Source organism: Sporosalibacterium faouarense, from assembly GCF_016765695.1.
GTDB lineage: Bacteria > Bacillota > Clostridia > Tissierellales > VENL01 > Sporosalibacterium > Sporosalibacterium faouarense.
This window is the reverse complement of the sequence record NZ_JAETGO010000069.1, coordinates 35,491-60,654: the sequence shown is the minus strand read 5'-3', so window position 1 is coordinate 60,654 and position 25,164 is coordinate 35,491. Positions and strand designations below refer to the sequence as shown.

At 29.4% G+C, this 25,164-nt stretch carries 21 protein-coding genes; 5 read left to right on the top strand and 16 right to left on the bottom strand.

Translation table 11 applies throughout. The features are described from left to right. Position 1 precedes the first annotated feature (1 nt). Together JMO20_RS13615 and JMO20_RS13610 are read right to left on the bottom strand one after the other, a co-directional pair. Complete coding sequence (locus JMO20_RS13615; RefSeq protein ID WP_202710238.1) at positions 2 to 706, bottom strand: response regulator transcription factor; 705 nt, start codon at positions 704 to 706, stop codon at positions 2 to 4. Between the two features lie 204 nt (positions 707 to 910). After that, a complete protein-coding gene (locus JMO20_RS13610; protein WP_202710237.1) occupies positions 911 to 1,105 on the bottom strand; it encodes a Spo0E family sporulation regulatory protein-aspartic acid phosphatase in 195 nt (64 codons plus the stop codon). 452 nt (positions 1,106 to 1,557) lie between these two features. On the opposite strand from JMO20_RS13610, the gene pyrB reads away from it, so the two are divergent. Together pyrB and JMO20_RS13600 are read left to right on the top strand one after the other, a co-directional pair. Beyond that, entirely contained in the window at positions 1,558 to 2,484 is a 927-nt protein-coding gene (pyrB, locus tag JMO20_RS13605; RefSeq protein WP_202710236.1) for an aspartate carbamoyltransferase, read from the top strand. A gap of 1 nt (position 2,485) precedes the next feature. Beyond that, on the top strand, positions 2,486 to 2,914 hold the full coding sequence (locus JMO20_RS13600; protein WP_202710235.1) for an aspartate carbamoyltransferase regulatory subunit: 429 nt from the start codon (positions 2,486 to 2,488) through the stop codon (positions 2,912 to 2,914). Between the two features lie 56 nt (positions 2,915 to 2,970). Here JMO20_RS13600 and JMO20_RS20625 read toward each other — a convergent pair whose 3' ends face one another. The 11 genes from JMO20_RS20625 to JMO20_RS13545 all read right to left on the bottom strand — a co-directional run bounded on the left by JMO20_RS20625 (position 2,971) and on the right by JMO20_RS13545 (position 16,410). After that, on the bottom strand, positions 2,971 to 4,329 hold the full coding sequence (locus tag JMO20_RS20625; RefSeq protein WP_202710234.1) for a DUF4129 domain-containing protein: 1,359 nt from the start codon (positions 4,327 to 4,329) through the stop codon (positions 2,971 to 2,973). Positions 4,330 to 4,339: 10 nt separating this feature from the next. Next, positions 4,340 to 5,479 carry a DUF58 domain-containing protein gene (locus tag JMO20_RS13590; RefSeq protein WP_202710233.1) on the bottom strand — a complete coding sequence of 380 codons (1,140 nt, stop codon included), beginning with the start codon at positions 5,477 to 5,479 and terminating at the stop codon, positions 4,340 to 4,342. A gap of 12 nt (positions 5,480 to 5,491) precedes the next feature. Further along, positions 5,492 to 6,457, bottom strand: coding sequence for an AAA family ATPase (locus tag JMO20_RS13585; RefSeq protein ID WP_202710232.1), 966 nt, complete (start codon positions 6,455 to 6,457; stop codon positions 5,492 to 5,494). Between the two features lie 24 nt (positions 6,458 to 6,481). Beyond that, on the bottom strand, positions 6,482 to 6,853 hold the full coding sequence (locus tag JMO20_RS13580) for a hypothetical protein (RefSeq protein WP_202710231.1): 372 nt from the start codon (positions 6,851 to 6,853) through the stop codon (positions 6,482 to 6,484). After that, entirely contained in the window at positions 6,828 to 8,240 is a 1,413-nt protein-coding gene (locus JMO20_RS13575; RefSeq protein ID WP_202710230.1) for a hypothetical protein, read from the bottom strand. Before JMO20_RS13575 ends, JMO20_RS13580 begins: the two co-directional genes overlap by 26 nt. Positions 8,241 to 8,456: 216 nt before the next feature. Further along, on the bottom strand, positions 8,457 to 10,148 hold the full coding sequence (locus JMO20_RS13570) for a glycosyl hydrolase family 18 protein (protein ID WP_202710229.1): 1,692 nt from the start codon (positions 10,146 to 10,148) through the stop codon (positions 8,457 to 8,459). A 306-nt stretch (positions 10,149 to 10,454) separates the two neighbouring features. Continuing rightward, on the bottom strand, positions 10,455 to 10,814 hold the full coding sequence (locus tag JMO20_RS13565) for a VOC family protein (protein WP_202710228.1): 360 nt from the start codon (positions 10,812 to 10,814) through the stop codon (positions 10,455 to 10,457). Positions 10,815 to 10,976: 162 nt separating this feature from the next. Further along, entirely contained in the window at positions 10,977 to 11,219 is a 243-nt protein-coding gene (locus tag JMO20_RS13560) for a hypothetical protein (RefSeq protein WP_202710227.1), read from the bottom strand. A gap of 21 nt (positions 11,220 to 11,240) precedes the next feature. Then, positions 11,241 to 12,503: a DNA polymerase Y family protein gene (locus JMO20_RS13555; RefSeq protein WP_202710226.1), complete on the bottom strand. Its 1,263-nt coding sequence runs from the start codon at positions 12,501 to 12,503 to the stop codon at positions 11,241 to 11,243. 141 nt (positions 12,504 to 12,644) lie between these two features. After that, positions 12,645 to 14,483 carry a hypothetical protein gene (locus JMO20_RS13550; protein WP_202710225.1) on the bottom strand — a complete coding sequence of 613 codons (1,839 nt, stop codon included), beginning with the start codon at positions 14,481 to 14,483 and terminating at the stop codon, positions 12,645 to 12,647. 790 nt (positions 14,484 to 15,273) lie between these two features. Further along, a complete protein-coding gene (locus tag JMO20_RS13545; protein WP_202710224.1) occupies positions 15,274 to 16,410 on the bottom strand; it encodes a serine hydrolase domain-containing protein in 1,137 nt (378 codons plus the stop codon). A gap of 392 nt (positions 16,411 to 16,802) precedes the next feature. On the opposite strand from JMO20_RS13545, the gene pepT reads away from it, so the two are divergent. After that, entirely contained in the window at positions 16,803 to 18,029 is a 1,227-nt protein-coding gene (gene pepT / locus JMO20_RS13540) for a peptidase T (RefSeq protein ID WP_202710223.1), read from the top strand. Positions 18,030 to 18,207: 178 nt separating this feature from the next. After that, positions 18,208 to 18,477: a hypothetical protein gene (locus JMO20_RS13535; protein WP_202710222.1), complete on the top strand. Its 270-nt coding sequence runs from the start codon at positions 18,208 to 18,210 to the stop codon at positions 18,475 to 18,477. Positions 18,478 to 18,720: 243 nt separating this feature from the next. Here the strand turns inward: JMO20_RS13535 and helD are convergent, their stop codons facing one another. Next, positions 18,721 to 21,003, bottom strand: a complete 2,283-nt coding sequence (helD, locus tag JMO20_RS13530; RefSeq protein ID WP_202710221.1) for an RNA polymerase recycling motor HelD — start codon at positions 21,001 to 21,003, stop codon at positions 18,721 to 18,723. 569 nt (positions 21,004 to 21,572) lie between these two features. On the opposite strand from helD, the gene JMO20_RS13525 reads away from it, so the two are divergent. Next, positions 21,573 to 22,043 carry a hypothetical protein gene (locus JMO20_RS13525; RefSeq protein WP_202710220.1) on the top strand — a complete coding sequence of 157 codons (471 nt, stop codon included), beginning with the start codon at positions 21,573 to 21,575 and terminating at the stop codon, positions 22,041 to 22,043. Between the two features lie 121 nt (positions 22,044 to 22,164). Here the strand turns inward: JMO20_RS13525 and JMO20_RS13520 are convergent, their stop codons facing one another. Next, positions 22,165 to 22,857 (bottom strand): response regulator transcription factor, encoded by a 693-nt coding sequence (locus JMO20_RS13520; RefSeq protein WP_202710219.1) that lies wholly within the window; start codon positions 22,855 to 22,857, stop codon positions 22,165 to 22,167. Positions 22,858 to 22,946: 89 nt separating this feature from the next. Next, positions 22,947 to 24,983, bottom strand: coding sequence for a sensor domain-containing protein (locus JMO20_RS13515; RefSeq protein WP_202710218.1), 2,037 nt, complete (start codon positions 24,981 to 24,983; stop codon positions 22,947 to 22,949). Positions 24,984 to 25,164: the final 181 nt, after the last annotated feature.

Here is a 25,164-nt window from a genome sequence, read left to right as displayed (position 1 = left end):
ATTAAGCACCTTTTTTCACCTCAAATTTATACCCTACACCCCAAACTGTCTTAATTTCATAATTATCCTCTACATCTTGAAGTTTAGCTCTCAATCGTTTAATATGTACATCTACAGTTCTTGTATCTCCAATAAAATCATAGCCCCAAATTTGCTCTATTAACTGCTCCCTGGTGAAAACCTTTTCTGGATTAGATGCCAAAAAATATAATAATTCCATTTCTTTTCTTGGAAGTTGTAATATCTCATCTTTTATCTTAATTGTAAAATTAGACATATTTATAGCTAAATTAGGAAATATTATTTGGTCTGAATCTTTATTCTCATCAGGAGATACTCTTCTCAATACTGCCCTTATTCTAGCTATCAACTCCTCTGGGTCAAAGGGTTTTACTATATAGTCATCAGCACCAAGTCTTAGTCCCAATACTTTATCAAAGGTCTCGCCCTTTGCAGTTAGCATTATTATAGGTACGTTACTAATTCTCTTTATTTCTCTACATACATCATATCCATCCATCTTAGGTAGCATTATATCTAATATCACTAATTTTGGTGTTTCTTCCTTAAATTTCTTAACTGCATCTTCTCCGTCGTGGGCTTTTATAACCTTAAATTGTTCTTTTTCTAAGAATATTTCTACCATATTACATATTTCTACATCATCATCAACTACTAGAATTTTATCCATATTTTCGATAACCATATTATCACTCCACATGTTTATTTACTTATTCTAATTCTAACAAAAAATTAATAATAATTAAATCCATAAAATTATTATGTGAGGAAGTTGAACAATAAATTCTCATGTGAAATTAAATATTTAGTGCTTCAACATCCAATCACTTTAGTATTTAATTCCCAATATATAAAAATAAAAAAAGAAGAGTTCATTACCCTTCTAGTGTTATATACTTGCCTCATTTAAGTTCTTATATTTATTTTTATAATAGTTTACAATTAACTTGTCCAAATCCTGACTCATTTTTAATGTTTTATTATCAACTATTTTATTGTCGAATTTAACTTCAGATAAAAGTTCATTCAATTCATACTGCTTGTCTCTAATATTCTTATTATTTATTCCTTTCTTTAGTTTCATGATTTCTCCCCTCTAAATTTGATAATTTTCACTCCAAATCATATTACCATTTTTTAGGTATTAATTCAAGATAATTTGCTAAATTTTTATTTTTTTTAACACTGTTATTACATTTTTTTGTCATTGACATTTCTTTATGAATATGATACTTTAGACTAAATATAACCTTTAAATTAGTCCTGTGAGGCTGAGAAGGTATAGAATTTGCGTTCATACAATACAGGTATTTGCCTTTAGATAGTATTATTAACAGTCATAAATTTGATTAGTTAGTTTTGCTATATCTTACTATATATCTGTATAAAATCATTTAAAAAGTATGCATACATTTTTCTATGCTAATTATACCTTCTTGCCCTCAGGTAAGAAGGTTTTTTGTTACCTTTAATTTAGTCCTGTGAGACTAAAAAGGGAGATTAGTCTCCCCACCAAAACTATAAGGGGGAATTTTAATGAATTTAAAAGGTAAACATCTTATTGACCCAAACGATTTGACACTGGAAGAGCTTGATAGTGTTTTCACTCTTGCTCAAGATATGGAAAAAGAGCCTGCTAAGTATGAGAATTTATGTAGTGGAAAAATCTTAGCAACTCTTTTCTATGAGCCCAGTACTAGGACTCGACTAAGCTTTGAATCAGCAATGTTGAGAATGGGAGGCAATATTCTAGGATTTGCCGACGCCAATACCAGTTCAGTTAGAAAAGGTGAAAGTATCTCAGACACAATCAGAGTCTTAGATGGCTACTCTGACATTGCAGTAATTCGACATCCTCGTGAAGGTGCTCCAAAGCTTGCTTCAAATTTTTCTGCAGTTCCAGTAATTAATGGTGGCGATGGTGGTCACCAACATCCAACCCAAACCCTAACAGATCTATTGACTATCAAAAATCTCAAGGGAGAAATAAAAAACCTTAGAGTGGCCTTATGTGGTGATTTAAAATACGGTAGAACTGTTCACTCCTTAATCAAAACTCTTTCTAGATATGAAGGTATGTCCTTCTGCTTAATATCTCCTCCTCAACTAAAGATGCCTAGTTATATCAAAGAATATGTTGCTAATGAATATAATGTTGAAATAGTAGAAACTGAAAACCTTGAGGATGTAATAAACGAGGTTGATATTCTGTATATGACTAGAATACAAAAAGAAAGATTCTTTAATGAGGAAGATTATCTTAAGCTCAAAAACAGTTATATCCTAACTAGAGATAAGATAAAGGACTCTAGATCAGACATGCTTATAATGCATCCCCTACCAAGGGTAAATGAAATTGATTATAGTGTTGACGATGATCAGAGAGCAGTTTATTTTAAGCAAGCTAAGTATGGTGTGTATGTAAGAATGTCACTTATGGCACATCTTTTGGGGGTGATTTAATATGTTAACTGTTAATAGCATTGAAAAAGGGATAGTTATAGACCATATCAAATCAGGAAATGGACTTAAGATTTTCGATAAGATGAATTTATCAAAGGTAGACTTTCCAGTGGTTCTTCTTATGAATGTGCCAAGTAAAGCCCTGGGCAAGAAGGACATAATAAAAATCCAAGACAAAATAGATATAGATTTCACTATGCTAGGATTAATAGATCCAAATATCTCAATTAATATAATAGAAAATAATGAGATTGTAGAAAAGAAAAAAGTCGAGCTACCTCAAAGAGTAAAGGGGTTATTTAAATGTGATAATCCTAGATGTGTGAGTAACAACGATATCTACGCTACTCCAGAATTTACTTTAGTAGATAAGAATAATGTAAAATACAAATGTGAATTCTGTGATGATTTTACTAAGTATAAAATATAATTAAAAAAATCAGTATTTAGTATATAGACAAAAGACTGAGGAAACTCAGTCTTTTGTTATGCTCTATTTATTTGGTCTTTAATCTTAATCGCCTTTTCAACCTTATCCTTATCCAACTCTTTCTTCCCATATCTTACTTCATTATAATATTCCGTTAGAACATCGAAGTCTTCCTCATTATAATCTTCTCTTTTGCTCACATTAGCAAGAAATTCATTTGGAGTATGACTGTTTTCATAGTTGTATCCTTTACTCTTTAACTTTCTTATAGCTTGAATATATATTTTTCTTATAGCATGTAACCCATCTAAATTATAAGAATCTTTATTAAATATATTCCCAAGGTTATTAAAAGTATTTCTAATTCTTTTTAGCATATCCCCTGATGGTTTTACAAAGTTTTTTTCTTCAGCTTCAAGATTTTTGCTCCTTGATGAGTAGAATAACTCTTTAAAGTTCTTATATAGCATATATGCTATTATTGAGAAAATAAGAACAAATATTATCCATTTAGCAACTTCTATAACTTGTAATACAATATGACTGTATTTATCAGGCTGAATATCTGCCATAGCATTACTAAGCTCCTGCTGAGCCTGTTCACTTATCCCTTCACCTTTAATTTCATCACTTAGGGCATGCTTAAATAAAGGACTAAGCCACATCGTTATTTTAGCTCCTAATGCACCAATTGGATATAATATTATCTCTATTACCCTCTCAACCCAATTAAAAACCTTAGATACTACTGGTGAATAATCTCCTATCCCAAAAAGTAAACACAGAGCAACCACTACAGTAGATATTATATTAAATCTATTTATATTTTTTTCCTTATCCACAGTATTTGTATGATATTTAGAATAAGCATTTAATATACTTACTCTTGCCATATATAGGAGTGTAATTATTAAGTAAATAGGCACATAGGTTTTAAAAACCTTTAAATACCAATCAAATGCTGGTATTACAGTTATTAATAGTGATAATAACGCTACTAAAACTACACTAGTAAGCATTACTCTTTTCATGGTGTATATATAGTCATTATCAATTCTGCTATCCATCCCTCTTTTCCAGATAAAAGCATAAACAATTAGTATTGATATTTTTAATATCGAAGTTTTTAGCTCTTGTAGATAAAATACAGATATCAAGCAAGATGTTAAAGCTAATATAGGTATTATAAAACGAAGCCTAGCCCCCTCATAACTCCTGTTGGCCGCATAACTAGATAAAAGATAACTTATTCCATAATTGGCTATTCCTATCATAAATATTGCATTAACATTTATAGTATCTATATAATTACTAAAGATTAAAGTTAAAGCAGTAATTGCAATTAAAACGTATCTTAAAGTTTCACTGACTGCCTTTAATAGAAATCCTGATATATTGTTAAGTCTATTGATCACTTTACGTCACCTACCCTGCTAATAATCCTGAATTTTTACTGTATATCAATTCCACTTCTTTCTTTAGCCCAGCTGCTCTTGCATCATTATCTAGTAAAATTACCTTAACCATATACCCTTGCTTGGCTAAATAATTTATTTCATTTCTTAAGCCATCGGATACATGAGCTGTTGCTATTACAATGCAGCTTCCTCGATCTAGCTGCTTAGATCTCATATTTATTAATTTGTCTAATGGCAACCTTCTAGAATAAGATGTTTTGGCTAATGCCTCTAATATTGCCACTCGTTGACTTCTTCTAAGCTCAGGATTGATGAAAACGCTTGGGTTTTCACCGTTGAAGTAACCATTTGATGTATAGCCCACTGGAACGCCTTCTTTAATTGCCCTTTCTGTCATTGCAGCTATGATTTCTATGCCATTTTCAATGAAGTCTGTATTAACGTCCTGCCAATAAACCTTAGATGTTTGTACATCTAAAAACATCATTAATGAGGGATTTGCAGTAAAATCGAACTTTTTTACATACATTTCTCCCATTCTTGCAGTTGTCTTCCAATCAATTGTATTATAGCTATCTCTACTTGTATATTCCCTAGCTCCAATTACCTGTATTGGATCGGGCATTATCCATCTTTTAACTGAAATCTCTCCCTGTGGCTCCTTATAAGGTACAATAAGCTCTTCTAAAGGCTTAATTTTCGGATAAACTATCAACTTCATTGGATATGTTACTTTCATTTCTGCAGTTTTAACTCCAAAGAAATCTCCAATACTCAAATCCAAATCGTAAATATTAAAATACCCTCTTGCTTCACATATCAATGAATTACGCCTTCTAACTCTTTGATAGCTTATAAGAGAAGTAACTACCCTATAAATCTTATTCCCTTCCTTAGAGTACTTTACTGTCTTTTGGTCATTAAAACTAAAGGAGTTAGGGACCTCTGTAGCAACTTCTATCCAAGGTAGGGGTAAAAGTTTCCTATTTACTATTTCAGTAGTCATTATCACCTGTTCACCAGGGAAAATTCTATCTTTATCTAAATATCTCTTATATTCAATTTTTCTTACAGCCCACTTATCCCATTTCAACATTACCAAACTTCCAATAGTAATTGCTACTACTATAGCTACTATACTTCCCATATCACTCAACTCCTAAATAGCCTGTAAATTTTCAACAGGAGTAGATATACTATTTATTATATCGTCTAACACCTCTATAGTATTTCTTCCCTTAACAGCTGCTTGACCATTTAAAATTATTCTGTGAATAAAGATTGGCCTTACAAGTTCTTTAACATCATCTGGAAGCACATAATCTCTTCCTTGAATGGCTGCATAAGCCTGAATTCCTCTAAATAGTGCCATACTTCCCCTTGGACTTATTCCTAGCTCTATTTCCTCATGTTCTCTAGTAGCTCTAACAATTTCAAGCAAATATTTCATAATTTCTTCATCTACGAAAACATCTGTAAAGCATTTTCTTGCTTCAACTATATCCTCAGAATTTACAACTGGCTTCAAATCCTCAAATGGGTTGTTTTCTCTAAATCTTCTTAATATCTCCATTTCTTCATTAAAGTCCGGATACTCCATAGATAATTGCATAAAGAATCTATCTAATTGGGCCTCTGGTAACGGGAAAGTTCCTCCCGTTTCTACTGGGTTCTGTGTAGCTATAACAAAGAAAGGTTCATCAAGTTTATATGTTATACCATCTACAGAAACTTGATGCTCTTCCATAGCCTCTAATAAGCTTGATTGAGTTCTTGGAGTTGCCCTGTTAATTTCATCAGCCAATACTATTTGACTCATTAAAGGTCCCTTTTTGAAATTGAATTCACCTGTTTTTTGATTATATACATTTATTCCTGTTACATCACTGGGTAATAAATCAGGAGTAAATTGAATTCTCTTAAATGTGCTATTTACTGATTTTGATAAGGATTTAGCTAACATGGTTTTTCCTAGTCCTGGTACGTCTTCAAGTAATACATGTCCTGAACATAAAATTGAAGTTAACATTAAATCAATTACTTTATCCTTACCAACGATTACTTGTTGAATATTTCTTTTTATTTTTCCAGCCATTTCTTGGATATCATTAACCTTTAAAATCATATAGACCCCTCCAAATTTTTATTATTATTTAATCTCACTCATTTTAGCTTCAATATATATGGCATCTTTTATATCTTCTTTTGTGAGTTTCTTTCTCCCATATATCACTTTATTATAATATTCAGTTAATTTTTCAAATCCTGCTTCCCTATACTGCTCATTAATTCCATGCTTCAAATACTCATTAGGAGTGTAGTGAGATTCAAAATAGTCAGTAAGAATTAGGACAAGAGTTGTTATTACTACTATAATTGAAAAGATGTTAACTTTCAAGATATTCTTCGCAGCATTAACTGTATTCTTAAATTTATTATCATATGCGTTTATAAATGCTAATCTAGACAAGGTTACTATGAAGACTACTAAAAAGTTATTTTTTATCCAATGTACTTTCAATTAATATTGCTTCTTCAATGACTTTATCTTCTAATTCTTCTCCGCCATATCTGACCTTATTATAGTATTCCGTTAATTTATTAAAGCCTTCTCCTTCAAAATCACTTCCTTTTAGTCCCTTTGATAGAAATTCATTGGGAGTATATTGTTTTTTAAATATATAACCAGAATTTCCTGCTTTCATTACAGCCTTTATGTATAATTGTCTTATAATAGGCAAGTCCTTGAAGTTATTTCGTCTTCTATATAGCCGATTACCTTTACCTATCATATTCCTAAATCTGTTTACAAGCAATCTATTTGAGATTTCTTCCCTTATAACAAATTCTTTGCTTTCTCCATCAATAATTATTTGCCTCTTCTTTATTTCAATTGCCTTCATAAGTCTATAGATTATTAGTAGTATTATTACTGTAAATACTATTGCAAAAGCAACATTTCTACCGATATTTGCTATGCTTTCTGCCATTTCATCACTAATCTTGACTTTCTGTGGATTAGAGTCCCTTCCATACTTAGTTACAAAGTTTATAAATTTCACTACAAAGCTTATAATAATCATAAAAAGAGTGAAAAAATTTATTCCAATGATTCTTTTAAATATCCCATCTATAGCAATAACTATATAACTAAATCCTAATATGGCAATATCAATAATCTTCTTAATTACTAGATAAATAAAATTAACTCCATGAACCCCAGTTCCCAAATAATTTGTTAAAATCAAAGTTAATGCAAATAAAACAATAATTAATGATGCAATGTTTACCTTAAATACATTTTTTTCTGAGTTTATTGTATTTTTAAACCTATTATCGTAGGCATCTACAAAGGTTAACCTAAACATAGTAATTAGTGAAATAATTAGGTATATGGGAATGTACCTCATAAATAACCATTTATAAAAAAAGTTTTGTCTTATTCCCATTAGCAAAATTAAAAATATAAACCATGAAAAAACTATTACAAATGATACCCAAAACCCCTTCTTGTATGTGCTTATGTCAATTTCGTCAACTGAAAAATCTACTCCCTTTTTCCACAAAATTAAATAATAAAAAAATAACCCTACTCTAATATGATTGGGGAAATCTTCCATAACATAGATACATGTGAACAATGAAATGAAAGATGCTAATATAGGAACTAAAATAATGATCTTGGGATATTTCTTTTTATTTCTATTAATAAGATAAGCTAAGATATGACTTAGTATATAATTAATAAGACTTAAGACAAAAATTATATCTGCATTATAGGGAGCATTTGTTTCTAGAAGCATTAATCGAAATAGTGTTAGAAAGTTAATGGTTATTAGAAAAGCCCATATAACTTGACTAGCTGTTTTTGTTATAAACTCCGCAGCAAAATCAGCTTTCCCATACAAATGTTTTCTCACCTCCTATTACTTATCTCTACCAACAATAATTTTCAGAATTTTTTGTTATTAATTTAATTCTATCAGAATATTTACCTCAAAGTTGTTACAATGGTATTAAAAACCATTGGTATATTTTTAATATTTTGTAATATCTTTCTTTTTGAAAAAATAAAGACTGACACTTCTATATGTCAGCCTTTAATAACTTTTTGATATTTTCTATTATTTTTCAACTATTTGTTTATCGCCCTTCAGTACTTTATTCAATACTTCCCATACGTCTCCCTCTTCAAATCCTTTACGCCAAGAAGCAGCTCCTGCTAAGTCATACTTATGAACTAAATTTGCTTTGAGTTTAATAGATTCACTATTCTCAATCCAAATTCTATATCTTTTACCTTCCTTTTCATATTCGGTATAGTATTGTCCTGTATCATCAAGCCATACAACTTCAGAGTTATACTCTTCTATTCTTTCTTTTACCGTTCCCATAGATAAGGCTTTAGACTTAACCTTTACCTTGCCATCCTCGATTTTTGTTTCTTCCCACTCTCTAGTATAAAATGGTATGCCCATTAATAGTTTTTCTTTAGGGATATATTCTAAAGTTCTGCGAATACTCCAATCCACCCAGTCTATAGATGCAACAGACCCACTTTTAGGACTTGCTGCCCAGTGCTCATCATAAGTCATAACTACACAGTAATCTACTATTTCACTTAGACTTTCTCTATCATAGAATTTAGACCATGTAGGACTCGAAGAAGGAACTGTAGTATCTATAGATACTATTAAATTCTGTTTCTTTAATGCTTCTGTAAGATTATCTACAAAATTAGTTAGTCTATCCTTATCCTCATAATATACATTTTCAAAATCTATATTTATTCCATCCAAATTATATAGACTCGAGTATATAAGAACTTGATCTATGACTTTTTTCTGTGCCTCTTCACTAGCTAGTAATTCTCTGGTTAAATCTTTATCGAAGCTATTATTTATTAATCCCCATACCTTATAACCCTTGTCATGGGCATCTCTAGCATATTTTATGTCTCCATTATTTATTACAAATCCATCACTATTTACTACAGAGAACCAAGTAGGTGATATAACGTCTAGCCCTTCTATAGTTCCTTCGACAGATAAATTAGGTGAATACTTAGATATATGATTCCAAACTAGACTTATTTTCTCCTGAGGATTCCAATCTCCTCTCACTACATTTAGTTGACTATTTATATTATATTCCTGCTCTTTAATCTCTACTTTTTTCTTTAATACATATCCGATATATCCTTTATTTGTTCTAACTTTTAACCACTTATCCCCTTCTTCATAAATGGTCATATTATCTCCCTTTTCTAGCTTGTCCAAGGAAAAGCTAAAAGAGCTTTTCTTAGGTCTTAATCTTACCTCACTAGTTATAATCCCTGTTGTCACTTTTTCCTTTAATTTATCAATAATTAATATATTGGAATCTTGATGATATTCAAAGGTAATTCCAAAGATATTCTCCATTCCGCTTATATCAATATATTCCGTTCCCATAATATCTTCTGTTAGGAAATTTAATCTCAGTTCTTTATCTAGTCTATTATCTAACTCTTCAGTCTCGAGTTTAAATTGAGGTTCCTTAATATTAACATATAACCTATTGCTCTTGTCATTTACTTCAATATTTTCGTAGATATGATCTGCTATTATATTAACTGGAATAAGTGTCCTGTCTTTATCTATAATTGGCGAGCTTTCTGTTCTTATAGGATTATCCTCTATCACAAGATTAATTTCATTTCTAGAAAAGGCCGATACTGCTTCATAAGGGCTTATAGACTTGTAAAATAACATACCCAAAACCCCTACTGTTGTCAGTATAGCTATGACTAAGGCTAATAATAATACTTTCTTCATTCTATTTATCCCCCTCTTTATCCTTTGTAAAATTTATGATTCTACAAGTCTATATAAATGTAAAAGTATGATTACTAATATTTATCAAACTTGACTTTGCTATCAGTTATTTAGACGTAACTATAAAGTTAATGTTGCATTACAATATATTCCAAGCTATTCATTTATGAAATTTCATACAAAGTTAAACTCAAATTGTATTTCTCTATTTACTCATATTATAACAAGATTAAAGAGTATTTACATTGGGAAAAAAGACGCATTTTACTAATTATAGAATTTAATACTAATTCTAATATTTAATTGTTATTCTCTAAAGTAACATACTTCCAGTCTATTTCCACTAATATCCTTAAACCAGAACCATTGAACACCGCCACCATCTTCTATACTCCCTAATTCTACTCCTTTAGATTTAAGATTATCGTAAGCTTCTGTTATATTAGATACATAGAAATTAAATGTAGCATATTCTGATGGCTTAAATTCTGTTATATTCTCAGGCTCGTATATTGTAAAGGCTGTTTCTCCAAGATTAAATGCAGCGTAATTTTCACTTTTCCATCTTATTTCTAAGTCCATAATTTCTTCATACCATTTTAATGATTCTTCAATATTTTTCACCCTTAAAAATATGGTATCAATTCTTTTAAATATTTGTTTCATATGAATCTAACTCCTTCTCTAATTAGTTTAGGGAAGTTACATATAGTGTTATTTATAAAGTTAAATGTCTATTATGCAATCCCCTCATTAATATGTAACTTCTATATTCAATAATATTTACCTTCATACTAAAATTTCTTTTCTCCATAGTACATTTTAAATTTACTTTTTAAATAAATACCATTTGCATGTATCTAACTCATATTTTATTTCATAAACATCCCGTTCATTATGTATACAGACAAATACTAATCTTCTATTACCTGCTAATTTTTCTTCATATATTTTTGATATCCTTTGAACCTTTATAGGCTTATCTCTATATTTAAATTTAAATGGAGTTATCTTTCCTGTCTCTTTCTGGAACACAGCTATCATATCAATTGACTCGTTTATTATTTTCATATACTCAACATCCTTTCTTTTTTACAAAATACTGGACATTACAGGATAATCTTCTGCTGCAAAACCTCCTAACATACTTTTTAGTCCACTATTTATGAAAGTTGCCCTCATGATAGCCCCCTTTCCATATTTATCTCTTATGGAGTCTACAACTTTATCCATTTTCTCAATTTTTTCTTGATCCTCTCTATCAAATACTGTTAATTGAGTCATTTCTTCCGAAACCAACTCACTCAATCTAACATTAAACTGTCTAATAGGAATTCCATCCCATAATTCATTAAATAGCTCTTTTGTTATCTCGTAAATTTCCTTAGTAGAATTAGTTGATGCCAATAGTTTTCTTTGATGTCCACTCCTTGAAAGATTAGTATCTTTAATAGAAATACCTATAACTCTACTTTGAACATTAGCCTGCCTGAGCCTTCTTGATGTTGTTTCTACAAGACTTAGCAAAATCTTATATGCTGTTTCTTTATCTTCCACATCAAAGTGTATCGTGCTACCATTCCCCACGCTTTTAAAAGGTATATATTCCTTACTTGTAAACCGGGAATCATCCCTACCCCAAGCATAATTGTATATTAGTCTTCCATGGGATTTAAACTTGTTAGAAATTAGTTTATAATCACTATTTGCCAAATCCCCTATGGTATATATTCCTATTTTATTTAACTTAGGTTTAGTTTTCCTACCTACCATAAGGAGTTCTCCTATATCTAAAGGCCATAGCTTCGTCTTTATTTCATGGGGATATATGGTATGGACTTTGTTTGGTTTTTCTAATTCACTAGCCTGTTTAGCTAATAATTTATTTGTTGAAATACCTATGTTTACTGTGAATCCCAATTCTTTTTGTATTCTATCCTTAATCTTATAAGCAGCTTCTATAGGATTACCAAAATGTATTTCCATTCCTGTGTAATCTAAAAAACATTCATCAATACTAAAAACGCTAATTTTATAAGAATATTCTTTCAATAAGTTGAGTAATGCTTTACTACTCTTAATATATAAATCATAGTTTGGTGGAATAACTGTTAAGTTTCTACATTTTGTTCGTGCTTCCATCAGACTCTCACCGGTTTTTATGCCTTCTTTTTTAGCTAAAATAGATTTGGCTAGAACTATACCATGTCTTCGCTCTTCGCTTCCTCCTATAACAGCCGGTATCTCTCTAATATCACCTTCAATCCCTATTTGTTTATTATAGGCAGCTTGCCATGATAAAAAAGCAGAGTTTACATCAATATGCATTATAGTTTTTGAATATTTCTTTTCCATAATTCTATCCTCCATTTTAAGAACATATGTTCGTATATAGTATTATATCACCATTTACTAATTTTTAGAAGTAAAATTATAATTTTTAATAATTTTTTTCTCATAAAAAATGCTAACGGATAACCGTTAGCACCAATAGTTTTATTGAACTATATAAGCTGATTTATATGGTTTTATATAATTACCTAGTATATTAAAACCTCGATAGAATTCCATTTTCTTCAATTGTTGATTATATCTACTGATTTCTCCCAAAAATACTTCAAATAAAGATGAGGGATACTCACTTTCAAAATTCCCTGTTTTAATATTAAATGACCTATTCGTTCCTTTAGATACCATCATGAGATTAACACTATCTCCATAAAACAGGAATGGAGTCATAGGTTGACTAGATATTATATTTGTCCTTATCTCATCTCCATATTTTTCTACTACAAGAATGAAAGAAGCATCAAGAGAATATACATCTAATTGAAAGTCTGTTTTCTCTAGCTCTCCTATCCAAGACTCTACAAAATAGAAATCTTTTACTGTAATGTTACTAAATCTCTTCTTAATTTCTATATCTTCATATCTGTTTACTATGCTTTGAATTACTTCCTGCCATTTACCCTCTGGTATTTTTATCTTAGATATTTCATCTTTTTCAACTTTAGAAGTTTCTCCATTAAATTTAGGTATGACTATTGGCTTAGTTATCCATATTTCTGGGTTATAATTTAACCTTAATAGATTTCTATCTTTATAGCTATAATAATTATTCGTATAACGCTCATTCTCTATTGCTTCATTTTTTGCTTTTTTCACAGTTTTAATTATCCAACCTTCTTCATCCTCATAAAGGTATGAACTTATACTATCTGTAGCCTGATTTACATTACACTTCTCAAAATGATCTTCATTCCAAAAATATATTTCTAAATAGGATGGTGTGCTTCCCATCGAAACTCCTATTAAATCATCTTTGCCATCTGAATCTAAATCTATTATTCTAGGATTCCCCATAGTTAATACATCTTTCCATATTCCTTTATCATTGTTATATTTTATAAGTTTAATTTGAGAGTATGACGCTCCCATATCTCCGATAATCTCTATTTCCCTATCTCCATCTAATGTTCTGTCAACAGCTTTCACAGATATATTATCTAATCCAAGGTAACTAACCTGACCAATAGAGTACATATTTCCTTTAGATTCTAAAAATGCAAAAACATCATTATTTGACTCATCTTCTTGATTTTTCTGAACAAATAGATGTATTTTTACATTGAGAGAATCCAATTGAATAACCTTTGCCTCTGTATATCCCTCTTTAGGTTCTTCCTGCTCTAGATTTTGAATAGGAACCGAATTAAAACTTAACTCAACTACCTCTTTTATTTTTGCCCTAGCATCCTTATAAACAAAATATGGTTTAACGGCATCGCAAACCAAAGCATAATCTCCTACATAATTTACTTTATTATTATATTCATATATTTCACCTTTTTTATAGTAAAAAACAGAAATATTATTTATTTCTATGTTCTCTCCCTTTGACCACTCAATAAATAATTGAGTTTTCATATCTCCTTTTTCTATGCCCAGTTTATCAATTATCATTTTATCTTTGATTTCTTCATCATAATTCATTATATAATCATCTTTGGTAAAATCATATCTCCAAACTTCCGTTGTTCCATAACCTGGAATAATAGATTCACTAGGATTTATCACTGTTACTTCCCCTATTATTTCCTTTAGCTCTTCCTTTGACATTCCTAATTCTATATTGTTTTTTATAAATTCTAAAATTTCTCCATTACTTTTATTCGTATCTGTTGTTATTTTACTTTTTTTAGATATATCATCAGAATTTTTTTGGTCTGGTGTGTCAAATTTATCTAGACCTGATATCAATATAAATCCCAATATAGCAATTAATATTATTAAAGAAACCCATTTCCAAGAAACTCCATTGAATTTGCTTTTCATCACTATCCCCCGCTCTTCTACTACTTATAATTTTTCTATAGGCTTTTTATAATAATTATATCATTACCCAAGTAGTCTTTCCACGAAATTAAAACTAACCACTAAGTGAGTAGTCTGATAGTACCTTAACTTATAAATATTTCTTAATAAAAAAACTGGTGTAGGGATGACACCAGTTTTTTAGGATAATTAAGGGAAATTAACCTGAAGTTTAGCCTTATTTATTAGCATTAGCATTGTTATCTTCTATTTTCATTAAATCATATATAGATTTTCATATGGTTAATAATAGGTTTATATTTTGTTATTTATATGTAAATTCATTTGTTAAATAATTGAACCAATCAAATATTAAAAGACCAGTTGGGGGAACTGGTCTTTTAAGGGGGAAAACTTTGGGATTTATTTGAAATCTATATTAATTGTGTTAGATTCCATATAAGTATGGTTTTTCCGCTGCATATAATTTATTTTGCTTCTTCAAACTTTTATAAGCTTTTCTATTCTCAATACTTAAATATAGTAACATTTCAATTCCTCCTTAATTGATAATGATTTTCATTTCCTTTGTATTCTTATATTACCCCACCATTTTCTTCAATAAACATTTTTCAGAAAAACTTTTCAAAAAAATAAAGACTGCCTAAACAGCCTTTTTTATAAGTGTATTATGGGAAGTTAATACTCTCAATGTCTATAAAATATATTTTATGCTCTACCTATATATAAACATATTTCCTAAATTAATTTGTTAACTATAGATTTTATTACTGTTATTATTGAGTAAACTCTACTCATCATTTAACATTATATCTATAGCTCTTTGACAAATTACCCCTGAATCTGTCCTTTCAAAATTAGATAATGCTACAACTCCCAGTTTCTTGCCTGGTACCATAACCACACTAGCCCTTACCCCTGGATATCCTCCACTATGACCTACTATCCTTTGCCCTTTATAATGTCCTATAAACCATCCCAATCCATACCCAGCATCCTTTAACCATTTAAAATTATCATTTGTGTTGTTACATATCTCGCTCACTGGAATCTGCATCCTACCAATACCTTTAGAAGTCAAAATAGGAGAGTAGCCATACTTCATGTGAGCAGCTAAATATTTAGCCATATCATGGGCAGTAGAATATATAAATCCTATAGGAGCAACAATTGGATTTGTTGGAAATGGCACTTCTATTAGATTATTATTCTTTTCTATATAATACTTACAACTATTAAAATCATTTTGAGCTTGTATAGGATCAAGTGTTGTTCTCTCCATCCCTATCGACTTAAATATTTCATTTTCAACATATTCATCCCATGAAGTTTCACTAACTTTTTCAAACAAATCTCCTACTATAGCGTAAGCATCAGTACAATAACTCCATCCTCTACCAGGTTCATAACTTAAATTAATATTTTCAAAATATCTTGTTATATCTTCGAAGGTATTTATACTTTCAATAATCTTGGAGTACTCTTGGGATTTTTCATATAAACTATCTATTCCTTTAAATTCAGAGATATTAGGAGAAATTATATTAGCGATATGAATATCCTTTGGAAATCCTGCCGTGTGGCTTAAAAGCTGCTTAACAGTAATTTTATCACTTTGAGATTTGTTCTTTGTTCTAAAGTAAGGAAGATACTCTATTAATGGATTATCAATATTAATTAGTCCTTTTTCAACTAACCTCATAATGCTTGTGGCAGCAAAACTTTTGGTAATACTTTGAATGCTCAAAATTGTATTCTCATCCACATTCTTGCTAGATTTGATATCTGTTTTTCCAAATCCATTTTTATATACAATATTATCATCATAAACAATTGCTATAGATAAACCAACTATTCTTTTATCCTTCTGTAGTTTATAAATATAATTTTCAAAGCTAGCAGTCTTACTCCTTAGCCTTTGTAGCATTCTAATCCCCCCAATCAAAGCTTTATATGAGTATTGTCCATCATCAGCAAAAATATAGCCTAATTATAAATTATTAATGCTATATTATAATTAGTATGTTTTATTTGACAGATTAAGTATGTAAAAATTGACTATCTTTGATGTACTCATACTATTTATACTAATTACCCCCACATTTATTCCATAAACTTATTCATAGTATCTAATGATTGTGAATGGTTAAAAACTAAAATATATAACTTATTTTTTTCACCTCTACCTTTTAGCTTTCTTTCTATTGAGCAGAGGTATATAATATATGTGGATGTGGATATTAATAATAAATATATACTCGAGAAAATTATATATTAAAGTATTCTCGTTTAATAATTAAAATATGAGGAGGAAAAATTATGAGTAAGGTTGTTGAAAGATTTCTTAAATATGTAAAGTACGATACTAAATCCGATGGTAGCTCTAATACTGTGCCTACTACATCAGGACAATTAATTTTGTCAAAGGATATTGCTAAGGAATTAGAAAACCTTGGTATGAAAAATGTTTCAGTAGATGAAAATGGATATGTTATGGCCACCCTTCCTAGCAATATTGATAAGGATGTTCCTACTATAGGTTTTATAGCCCATGTAGATACTAGTCCAGATATGTCAGGTAAAAATGTTACTCCTCAAATAGTTGAAAATTACGATGGTGGAAATATAATTCTTAATTCTGAAAAAAACATAATCCTTTCTCCAAAGGATTTTCCTGATTTAAAAGATTACATAGGTAAATCATTAATAACTACTGATGGTACTACTCTTCTAGGAGCTGATGATAAAGCAGGAGTTGCAGAAATTATTACTGCTATTGAATATTTAATTAGTAATCCAGAAATATCCCACGGAGATATTAAGATTGGTTTTACTCCTGATGAAGAGGTAGGCAAAGGAGCAAATCATTTTGATGTAAAGAAATTTGGCGCTGACTTTGCTTATACTATTGACGGTGGACCAATTGGTGAGCTACAGTACGAAAATTTTAATGCAGCTGGTGCTAAGATTATTGTAAAGGGAAGAAACGTACATCCAGGTAGTGCTAAAAATAAGATGATTAATTCAATGACTATAGCTATGGAGTTAAATTCTCTACTTCCAGTTGAACAGAAACCAGAGTATACTGAAAAATACGAAGGATTCTATCATTTAGTAGGTATAAAGGGCGAGGTGGAAGAAACTAATCTTCATTATATAATTCGAGATCATAATAAAGATGAGTTTGAAGAAAAGAAATCTTTATTAGAGAATATTGTTAATTTACTAAACACTAAGTATGGTGAAGAAACTGTATCTCTTGAGATAAAAGATTCCTACTATAATATGAAGGAAAAAATTGAACCAGTTATGGATATAATAGAAAATGCTAAGATAGCCATGGGTGAAGTTGGTGTTGAAGCTAATATTCAACCAGTACGCGGTGGTACTGATGGAGCAAGATTATCATATATGGGATTACCCTGTCCTAATATTTTCACTGGAGGTCATAATTTCCACGGTAAATTTGAATATATTCCTATTTTTGCAATGGAAAAGGCTGTTGAAACAATTGTTAAGATTGTTGAGTTGTATGGAACTAAGTGAACTCGTTCTGCTCAATAAATTACCAATATAAAGAGTAATATTTGATTTTTATTGGTTAACATAAATGGGGAATACACATTGTAATCTGTGTTATTTCCTCATTTATATATTTTTGTTAATATCTTCTATTTGTTATAATGTATTTATGGCATTTAAATATGTTATGGGAGGAGATATTATGAAAAAATATATCAAAGATAGGGATTATTATAATTTAATAGCATTCTTATTTATTCTTAGGGCTTACGATGTTATAGTTTCAAGTTACATAAAGTCCTATATAAAAAGTCCTATAATTGAGTTTTTAAGCTATTTTATTATTGTGGGTATACTATATGGTGTTTTCAATATTATTATGAAAAATACATTGCAGAAAAAGTATCCAAATAATAAATATGTAAAAATTATATTGTTAATTGTATTTCTACTATTTCTTTATCTTACTTAAATCTAAATAAAATACTATATAAAAACATTAAACCAGTGCTATATTTGTATAGCACTGGTTTAATAAATAAACGAATTACATATTTACAAATCAAACAATAGGATATCTAAATACTGAAATCACGAAACTATAATTTCCCTTGAGATTTTAATATTCCATTTTCTCAAATATTAAATTCAATTATATTCCTTGGCATCCAAGTATAATAGCCATTCCTGTAAATTAATAATAATACAATAAACATTAGTTATGTTTATTATACACTTCATACAATTCAGTATCTATTTGTTGTATAAAAGAAGAAGGTTCTCCTTTGCAATATAAATGTAAATTATGAAGGGCCCTCGTACATATGGTATAAAATAACCCTCTTTCTTCCTCGTAGCCATAGCTATTAATACCAGCATCATAAACCAATACAGCATCAAATTCTAATCCCTTAGCTAGATATGAAGGGATTACTACCTTGCCACTCTTGTATTTAGTATCCTCACTATTTATAAGCCTTATATCATCGATGTTTCCTAACATTTCATATACTCTTTCACTTTCTTTAGCAGTTTTACAAATTACTGCAATGGATTTTGCTCCTTGTTTTTCTAGATTAAGGATATCTTCAGATATATACTTAGCCATCTGCTTATAGCTGGACACTTTTGTCAGTTTAGGCTTTTCTCCTCTTCTATCTATGCTTTCTATATTGGTCTCTTCAGTTAATATTCCCTTGGAAAAGTCAAATATTTCTTTAGTTGAACGATAGCTTTTAGTCAGCTTCATTAAAGCTGTGTTTTTCAAATTAAAAGTTTCCATTATATCTTTGTGACTAACTGGACTAATATATGGATGGATAGATTGACTTAGATCTCCAAGAACTGTTAGATTGCTCTTCTTAAATAATCTTTTAAATATTTCATACTGAAATAACGTATAATCTTGAGACTCATCTATCACTACATGCCTAATATGAGCAAGATTAAGTGTTCCTTCAAGCTCAGCCTTTAACAATAGAATGGGAGCTATATCTTCATATGGTATAAACTTATTATTAAGGCTTGTAACCGTTATATCTTTTATATTAATTAAATAATCTTCTAAGCCATCTTCTTCAATTATTTTAAAGAATATCACCTCATTAGAAAATAGCTTTTTGTATAAATCCATAATATCTATAGAAGTCATATCCTCAACATCATGTATAATTGGTCTAAATTCCTCCATTCTCTTTAATCTACTAAACGGTTTAATCTCATGTTCAAAGTCAACCTTAAATTTCATTTCTTTTTCAATTTCTTTTAGTCTTGTTTTTTGGATAGGTCTTAATATCTTCCATATTCTTTCTCTTATCTTTCTAAGTCTAACTGCCATTGGCCACATTTTAAATCCATTATAAAACTGATCTTCAAGTTCTTCCTTAGATATTAAAATTCTATCATTATACTCAATATCATGGAATTCAATAAGATGTTCTTCAATATACCTTATATATTTGTTTATCACATTTAGAAATTTTTTAGAGGTTTTGTATCTAATTGCCTTTATCTTATCACTATATTCCGAGTCTTCTTTATAATTTAGTAAATACTCCATCTGAGTCATCATACTCTCTACTTTATAATTTGAGCCAATAGATTTTTTAGCATAATCATAAAAGGTTGTTTGTTGAGAATTTTCTTCTCCTAACTCTGGAAGCACTTCTGATATATAGTCATTAAAGATTTCATTTGGAGAAAAAATTATAATATTTTCTGACCCAATATTTTTATCTCTATATTTATACATTAAATAAGCAATTCTATGAAGAGCTATTGATGTCTTCCCACTTCCTGCAGCTCCTTGCACTATAAGTAAATTATTCTTATCATCTCTTATAATCTTATTCTGTTCTTTCTGAATAGTCATAATAATATTCTTCATCTTATCGTTGGAACTCTGACTTAATACTCTTTGAAGTATTTCATCATCTATTTTAATACTACTATCAAACATATAGTGTATTTTCCTATTTGATATACCAAATTGCCTTTTCAACTTAATATCGCCGTACACATCATCATTGACAGCATTATATTTAGCTGGTCCCAACTCATAATCATAAAAAATACTACATATAGGTGATCTCCAATCATAAATTAAAATATCTTTAGTATCATCATCAAATAAAGTTGATAGTCCTATATAGATTTTCTCAACTTCTTCCCCTGTTTCCTGAAAATCTACCCTAGCAAAGTAAGGTTTATCTAATAGCTTTTCTAAGATTTTAATTTGTTTATGGAAAAATAAATGTTTATTTTCTTCTTGTCTCAAATTTTCAAGATGCTGCTGAATAGTGTTTACATCTTCAAAATTAACACCATCAAAGTCAATAGCCGTATGAGGGGCTTCATCCCACATCGATCTCCTTATCTCTACAATGTTTTCTTTATATGCATCGTTATCCTCTCTTTTTACTTTCAATTGCTCTTCTATTTCATCACAAACTATTTGTAGTCTTCTTTCTTCCCTTTGCCATACTATTTTTTTTATCAAATAAATCCCTCCAATTAAGTAGTTTTAGGAGTTAAATGCTAGATCTGTCAAATCTTTTTTATTATTTATATCTCTAGCACCAAATTCCTTATTTGATTTTCATGAAATTTTTTAAAAAAAGTGTTGACATTCTGTTTTTAGTGTTATATAATTATTATAGAGAAACTTTTAATTATATTGGATTTTTATGCGCATTTTTAGAATACCACGTATGAATATATTTGTCAATAGAAATATCCGTCTTCTTTGATATTTCTTTTTTTTGTGCTCATTTTAAGTTCTTTAACTTCTATCTTCACACTCTAGTCAATTTTATGATCTTTATTTTCTCTCTATCCTTTTATTAAAACACTCTATATTATTTGATTTAGGAAAGCATAGAATTCTAATATGCCATTTCCTCGATTACGTATTTTACCCTATTTCTACTTTAAATCAATTCAGTAAAAAAGTAATTTAATAATATAAATAGTCTTTGTTTACATAATATTCTAGTTGACATAACATCTTATTATTTATAAAATTAAACTATAATACAATATCAATCATAATATAGATGGAGGGTGAAAATGAAAAACAAAAAGAAACTTATTATCTCCTTTGTAGCTATATTTGTACTTATATCTTCAGCCCAAGTATATGCAGCTACATTAGGTACCGATGTAATTACTTTACTAAAGGAAGGTATTAATGACGTTAAAAGCTTTTATGTTAGCGAAGCTGAAAACGATGTGGACAACCTTAAAAACCAGTATGATAATGAGGTAGAACAATATATTGACAATAAGGCTAATGAATTTATAGAAAACCTTAAAAATCATAAAGCCAATGAAGTTAATCGTGCTGGCCAAGATTTACAAGCCTATATAAGTCAGGCTAAAGCAGAAATTCAGTCTGAATTCGACGCGGCATTAAATCAATCTAAATCAGAAATCACTAATAAGGTAAATGAAAAGGTTGAAAATGCAAAGAACGAAATGGAAGAAGAAATCAAGAATAAAATCAACAATAAGCTTAAAGGATATAACGGAAATAATTAGTAAAAAATAACCTAAAGAACATGAGGTAATTTAATGTTCTTTAGGTTATTTTTTACTTAAAATATCTATTATACTACTGTAATTTCCCAAAATACTCAAACTGTTAACTAACTTAATTAAGTTAACAGCTCTTAAACCTATACCCTACTCCTCTAACTGTTTCTATCCATTTATTTTTAGAGCTGCTTATTTTTTTTCTTATAGAAGATATATGCATATCTATTACTCTAGTCTCAGTTGTATAATTTTCTCCCCACAACCTGTTTAACATATCATCACGACTGAATACCATTTCAGGATTAGACGCTAACAATGATAGTATCTCAAACTCTCCATAGGTCAAGTGTATATCTTCTACATTTTTTCTCAGCTTTCTATTCTTTAAATTCAATTTAAAATCATCAAACTCTACAACGTCCCTCTTATTCCTATGATTTACTCTAACCCTACGCAAAGATGCATTTAATCTAGCTACAAGTTCTCTCTTATAAAAAGGCCTGGTTATATAATCGTCAGCTCCTAATTCTAAAGCTAATACAGCATCCATTTTGTCGGTGTTTGATGTTAACATTATTATGGGGATGCTATAATATAGATTATGTTCTCTTATTGTCCTAATTATTTCAAACCCATTGCTATCAGGCAAATATAAATCTAGTATTATTGCATCAATATATCCTTTATTCAATATATCAAAAGTTTTCTCTCCATCTTCAATCGCAATGGTATGAAAACGATGTTCTTCTAAAATTAATTGGACCATCCTCCTTGTTGTAACATCATTTTCAATAATTAATATAGTTTTTTTATTCATTATATTCCCCCCATTACAAGTATTTACTTAATAATGATAGACTTCTGTTAATCACAATATTATTTAACATATAAATCTTTATTACAGTGTTATTTAAATAACCTTTCATCAATCATCTTTTGAAAAAGATTGCTGCCGACAGGTTTGCCATATAAATATCCCTGTAGCATATCACATTTATTTTCTTTTAGAAAGTTTGACTGTTCTATAGTCTCTACCCCTTCTGCTACTGTCTTAATATTAAGGATTCTTGCCATTAAAATAATTGTCTCAACTATCTTAGTGTTTGTAATATCCACTTTTATATCTTTAATAAATGCTCTATCTATTTTCAACTTATTAATCCTAAGTTTGCTAAGTTGACTGAGGGATGAATAGCCTGTACCGAAATCATCAATAGAAATATTTATACCTAGTTTACTAATTTCCTTAAGTGATTCGATAATCCTATTTATGTTTTTCATATATTGCGTTTCTGTTATTTCAAATTCTATATATTTTGAATTTAAACCAGTTTTATCTAAAATCTCTTTTACAATCAGTGGAAAGTTTACCTCCTCTAATTGTTTTATGGAAATATTAATAGCCATAAAAATCTTCTTATATCCTTTGTCATGCCAGCTCTTAAGCTGTTTACATGCCGTTTTTAAAACCCATTCCCCTATGGATACTATTGTCCCCATCCTTTCAGCAATACAAATAAATTTATTGGGCGGCACCAAACCCAGTTCTTTATTTCTCCATCTAATAAGTACTTCAGCTCCAATAATTTCACCGTTCACCGCATTAACAATTGGTTGGTAGTTGAGGAGCATTTCATCATTTAATATAGCATGCCTTAGATTGTTTTCAATTATAAAATCCTCACGTACTTTATTTTGAAATTCAGGAGCAAATATTTGAAATTGATTTCCACTTGTTTCTTTAGCTTTATACATAGATATATGTGCTCGCCTCATTAGTGAATTAATCTCTACACCATCATTGGGGTAATTTGATATTCCAATACTTGTGGAAATATATATATCATTATCTCCTATTACAAATGGATCGTTAAATTTACCTAGAATATTATTCGCTTTATAAATAATTTTCATTTTATCTTCTATGTTTGATATCAGTAAAGCAAATTCAGTTTCTCCAATCCTCGCAAGAATATCTTTATTGGAAATACATTCTTCTATCCTTTCCGATGCAATTTTTATTATCATATCTCTAATCCTATAGCCTAAATTATCATTAACCCTATTTAGACCATTTAAGTTTATAAGCATAAGGAAAATCTTATTCTTATCCATTTCTTTCTCTTGTATATTCTTTAATTTATCATCGAATTTATTTATAAAATAACTTCTATTATAAAATCCTGTAAGCTCATCTTTAATTTTAAGAGATAGTCTTTCTTCTTTACTAGTCATTTCAACATATATTACATACACACCTATAGCTTTGCCATCATTAACGATTGGATATGCAACTATGGAGACATCTACAAGCTTCCCTTTTTTTGTTTTCCTAATGGAATTTTCTCTTATTACTTTCCCAGCTTTTATTTTCTTAATAAAATCTATGGACTCATTTAATTTTTTTCCACTACAAAGTACCTCTGAGATACTTTGTCCTTTAATCTCATCTAATCTATAACCAAAAAGTTTTTGAAATTTCTTATTAATATTTATAATTCTAAAATTCATATTTAACATAGCTATAGCATTAGGTGTATTATTAAAAAGTTGCTCTAGATAAGCCTTATGTAATACAAGCTCCTTTTCAAGATTTTGTTTTTCTGTCATATCATGAATTATTGATAATAAAAATCTGTCACTTTTGCCTAAGGGAGCACTGTACACCACCACATCTCTTATGTCCCCATTTGCAAGCCTATGTTTAAAATACGATTCTGTTTTTTCTTCTAATCTCACGTTATTAATTTCTATATTAATTGAATCTGCAGATAAAGTATTTATATCTGATATTTTCATTTCAGAGAACTGATGTTTTGTATATCCATAATAAGTACAAGCAGCATTATTTGCATCTACTATATTTTGATTTTTAGCATCAATAATTAGCATTATTGCATGATTGTTTTCGAAAAAATTAATGTAGTTTTTCTTAATCACCATATATTTACCTCCTCTCCTCAGTCTTTCTTTACAATATATTGTTGCAATTTTTGTGCCATTTCCAAAAAATATTTTATTTATTTTAGATAGGCATAATGGCTTGCATTTTATTCTATTTGTTATTGGCACTTTACTCTATTTCTATTGGAATTCTAAGTAATCTTTACATTTTTCTACTTTC

What these genes read in the sequence shown, in the direction of transcription:
- JMO20_RS13615 (WP_202710238.1), bottom strand. Translation starts at nt 706, where the DNA reads ATGGTTATCGAAAATATGGATAAAATTCTAGTAGTTGATGATGATGTA.
- JMO20_RS13610 (WP_202710237.1), bottom strand. Translation starts at nt 1,105, where the DNA reads ATGAAACTAAAGAAAGGAATAAATAATAAGAATATTAGAGACAAGCAG.
- pyrB (WP_202710236.1), top strand. Translation starts at nt 1,558, where the DNA reads ATGAATTTAAAAGGTAAACATCTTATTGACCCAAACGATTTGACACTG.
- JMO20_RS13600 (WP_202710235.1), top strand. Translation starts at nt 2,486, where the DNA reads ATGTTAACTGTTAATAGCATTGAAAAAGGGATAGTTATAGACCATATC.
- JMO20_RS13590 (WP_202710233.1), bottom strand. Translation starts at nt 5,479, where the DNA reads ATGGGAAGTATAGTAGCTATAGTAGTAGCAATTACTATTGGAAGTTTG.
- JMO20_RS13585 (WP_202710232.1), bottom strand. Translation starts at nt 6,457, where the DNA reads ATGATTTTAAAGGTTAATGATATCCAAGAAATGGCTGGAAAAATAAAA.
- JMO20_RS13570 (WP_202710229.1), bottom strand. Translation starts at nt 10,148, where the DNA reads ATGAAGAAAGTATTATTATTAGCCTTAGTCATAGCTATACTGACAACA.
- JMO20_RS13565 (WP_202710228.1), bottom strand. Translation starts at nt 10,814, where the DNA reads ATGAAACAAATATTTAAAAGAATTGATACCATATTTTTAAGGGTGAAA.
- JMO20_RS13560 (WP_202710227.1), bottom strand. Translation starts at nt 11,219, where the DNA reads ATGAAAATAATAAACGAGTCAATTGATATGATAGCTGTGTTCCAGAAA.
- JMO20_RS13555 (WP_202710226.1), bottom strand. Translation starts at nt 12,503, where the DNA reads ATGGAAAAGAAATATTCAAAAACTATAATGCATATTGATGTAAACTCT.
- JMO20_RS13550 (WP_202710225.1), bottom strand. Translation starts at nt 14,483, where the DNA reads ATGAAAAGCAAATTCAATGGAGTTTCTTGGAAATGGGTTTCTTTAATA.
- JMO20_RS13545 (WP_202710224.1), bottom strand. Translation starts at nt 16,410, where the DNA reads ATGCTACAAAGGCTAAGGAGTAAGACTGCTAGCTTTGAAAATTATATT.
- pepT (WP_202710223.1), top strand. Translation starts at nt 16,803, where the DNA reads ATGAGTAAGGTTGTTGAAAGATTTCTTAAATATGTAAAGTACGATACT.
- JMO20_RS13535 (WP_202710222.1), top strand. Translation starts at nt 18,208, where the DNA reads ATGAAAAAATATATCAAAGATAGGGATTATTATAATTTAATAGCATTC.
- JMO20_RS13525 (WP_202710220.1), top strand. Translation starts at nt 21,573, where the DNA reads ATGAAAAACAAAAAGAAACTTATTATCTCCTTTGTAGCTATATTTGTA.
- JMO20_RS13520 (WP_202710219.1), bottom strand. Translation starts at nt 22,857, where the DNA reads ATGAATAAAAAAACTATATTAATTATTGAAAATGATGTTACAACAAGG.
- JMO20_RS13515 (WP_202710218.1), bottom strand. Translation starts at nt 24,983, where the DNA reads ATGGTGATTAAGAAAAACTACATTAATTTTTTCGAAAACAATCATGCA.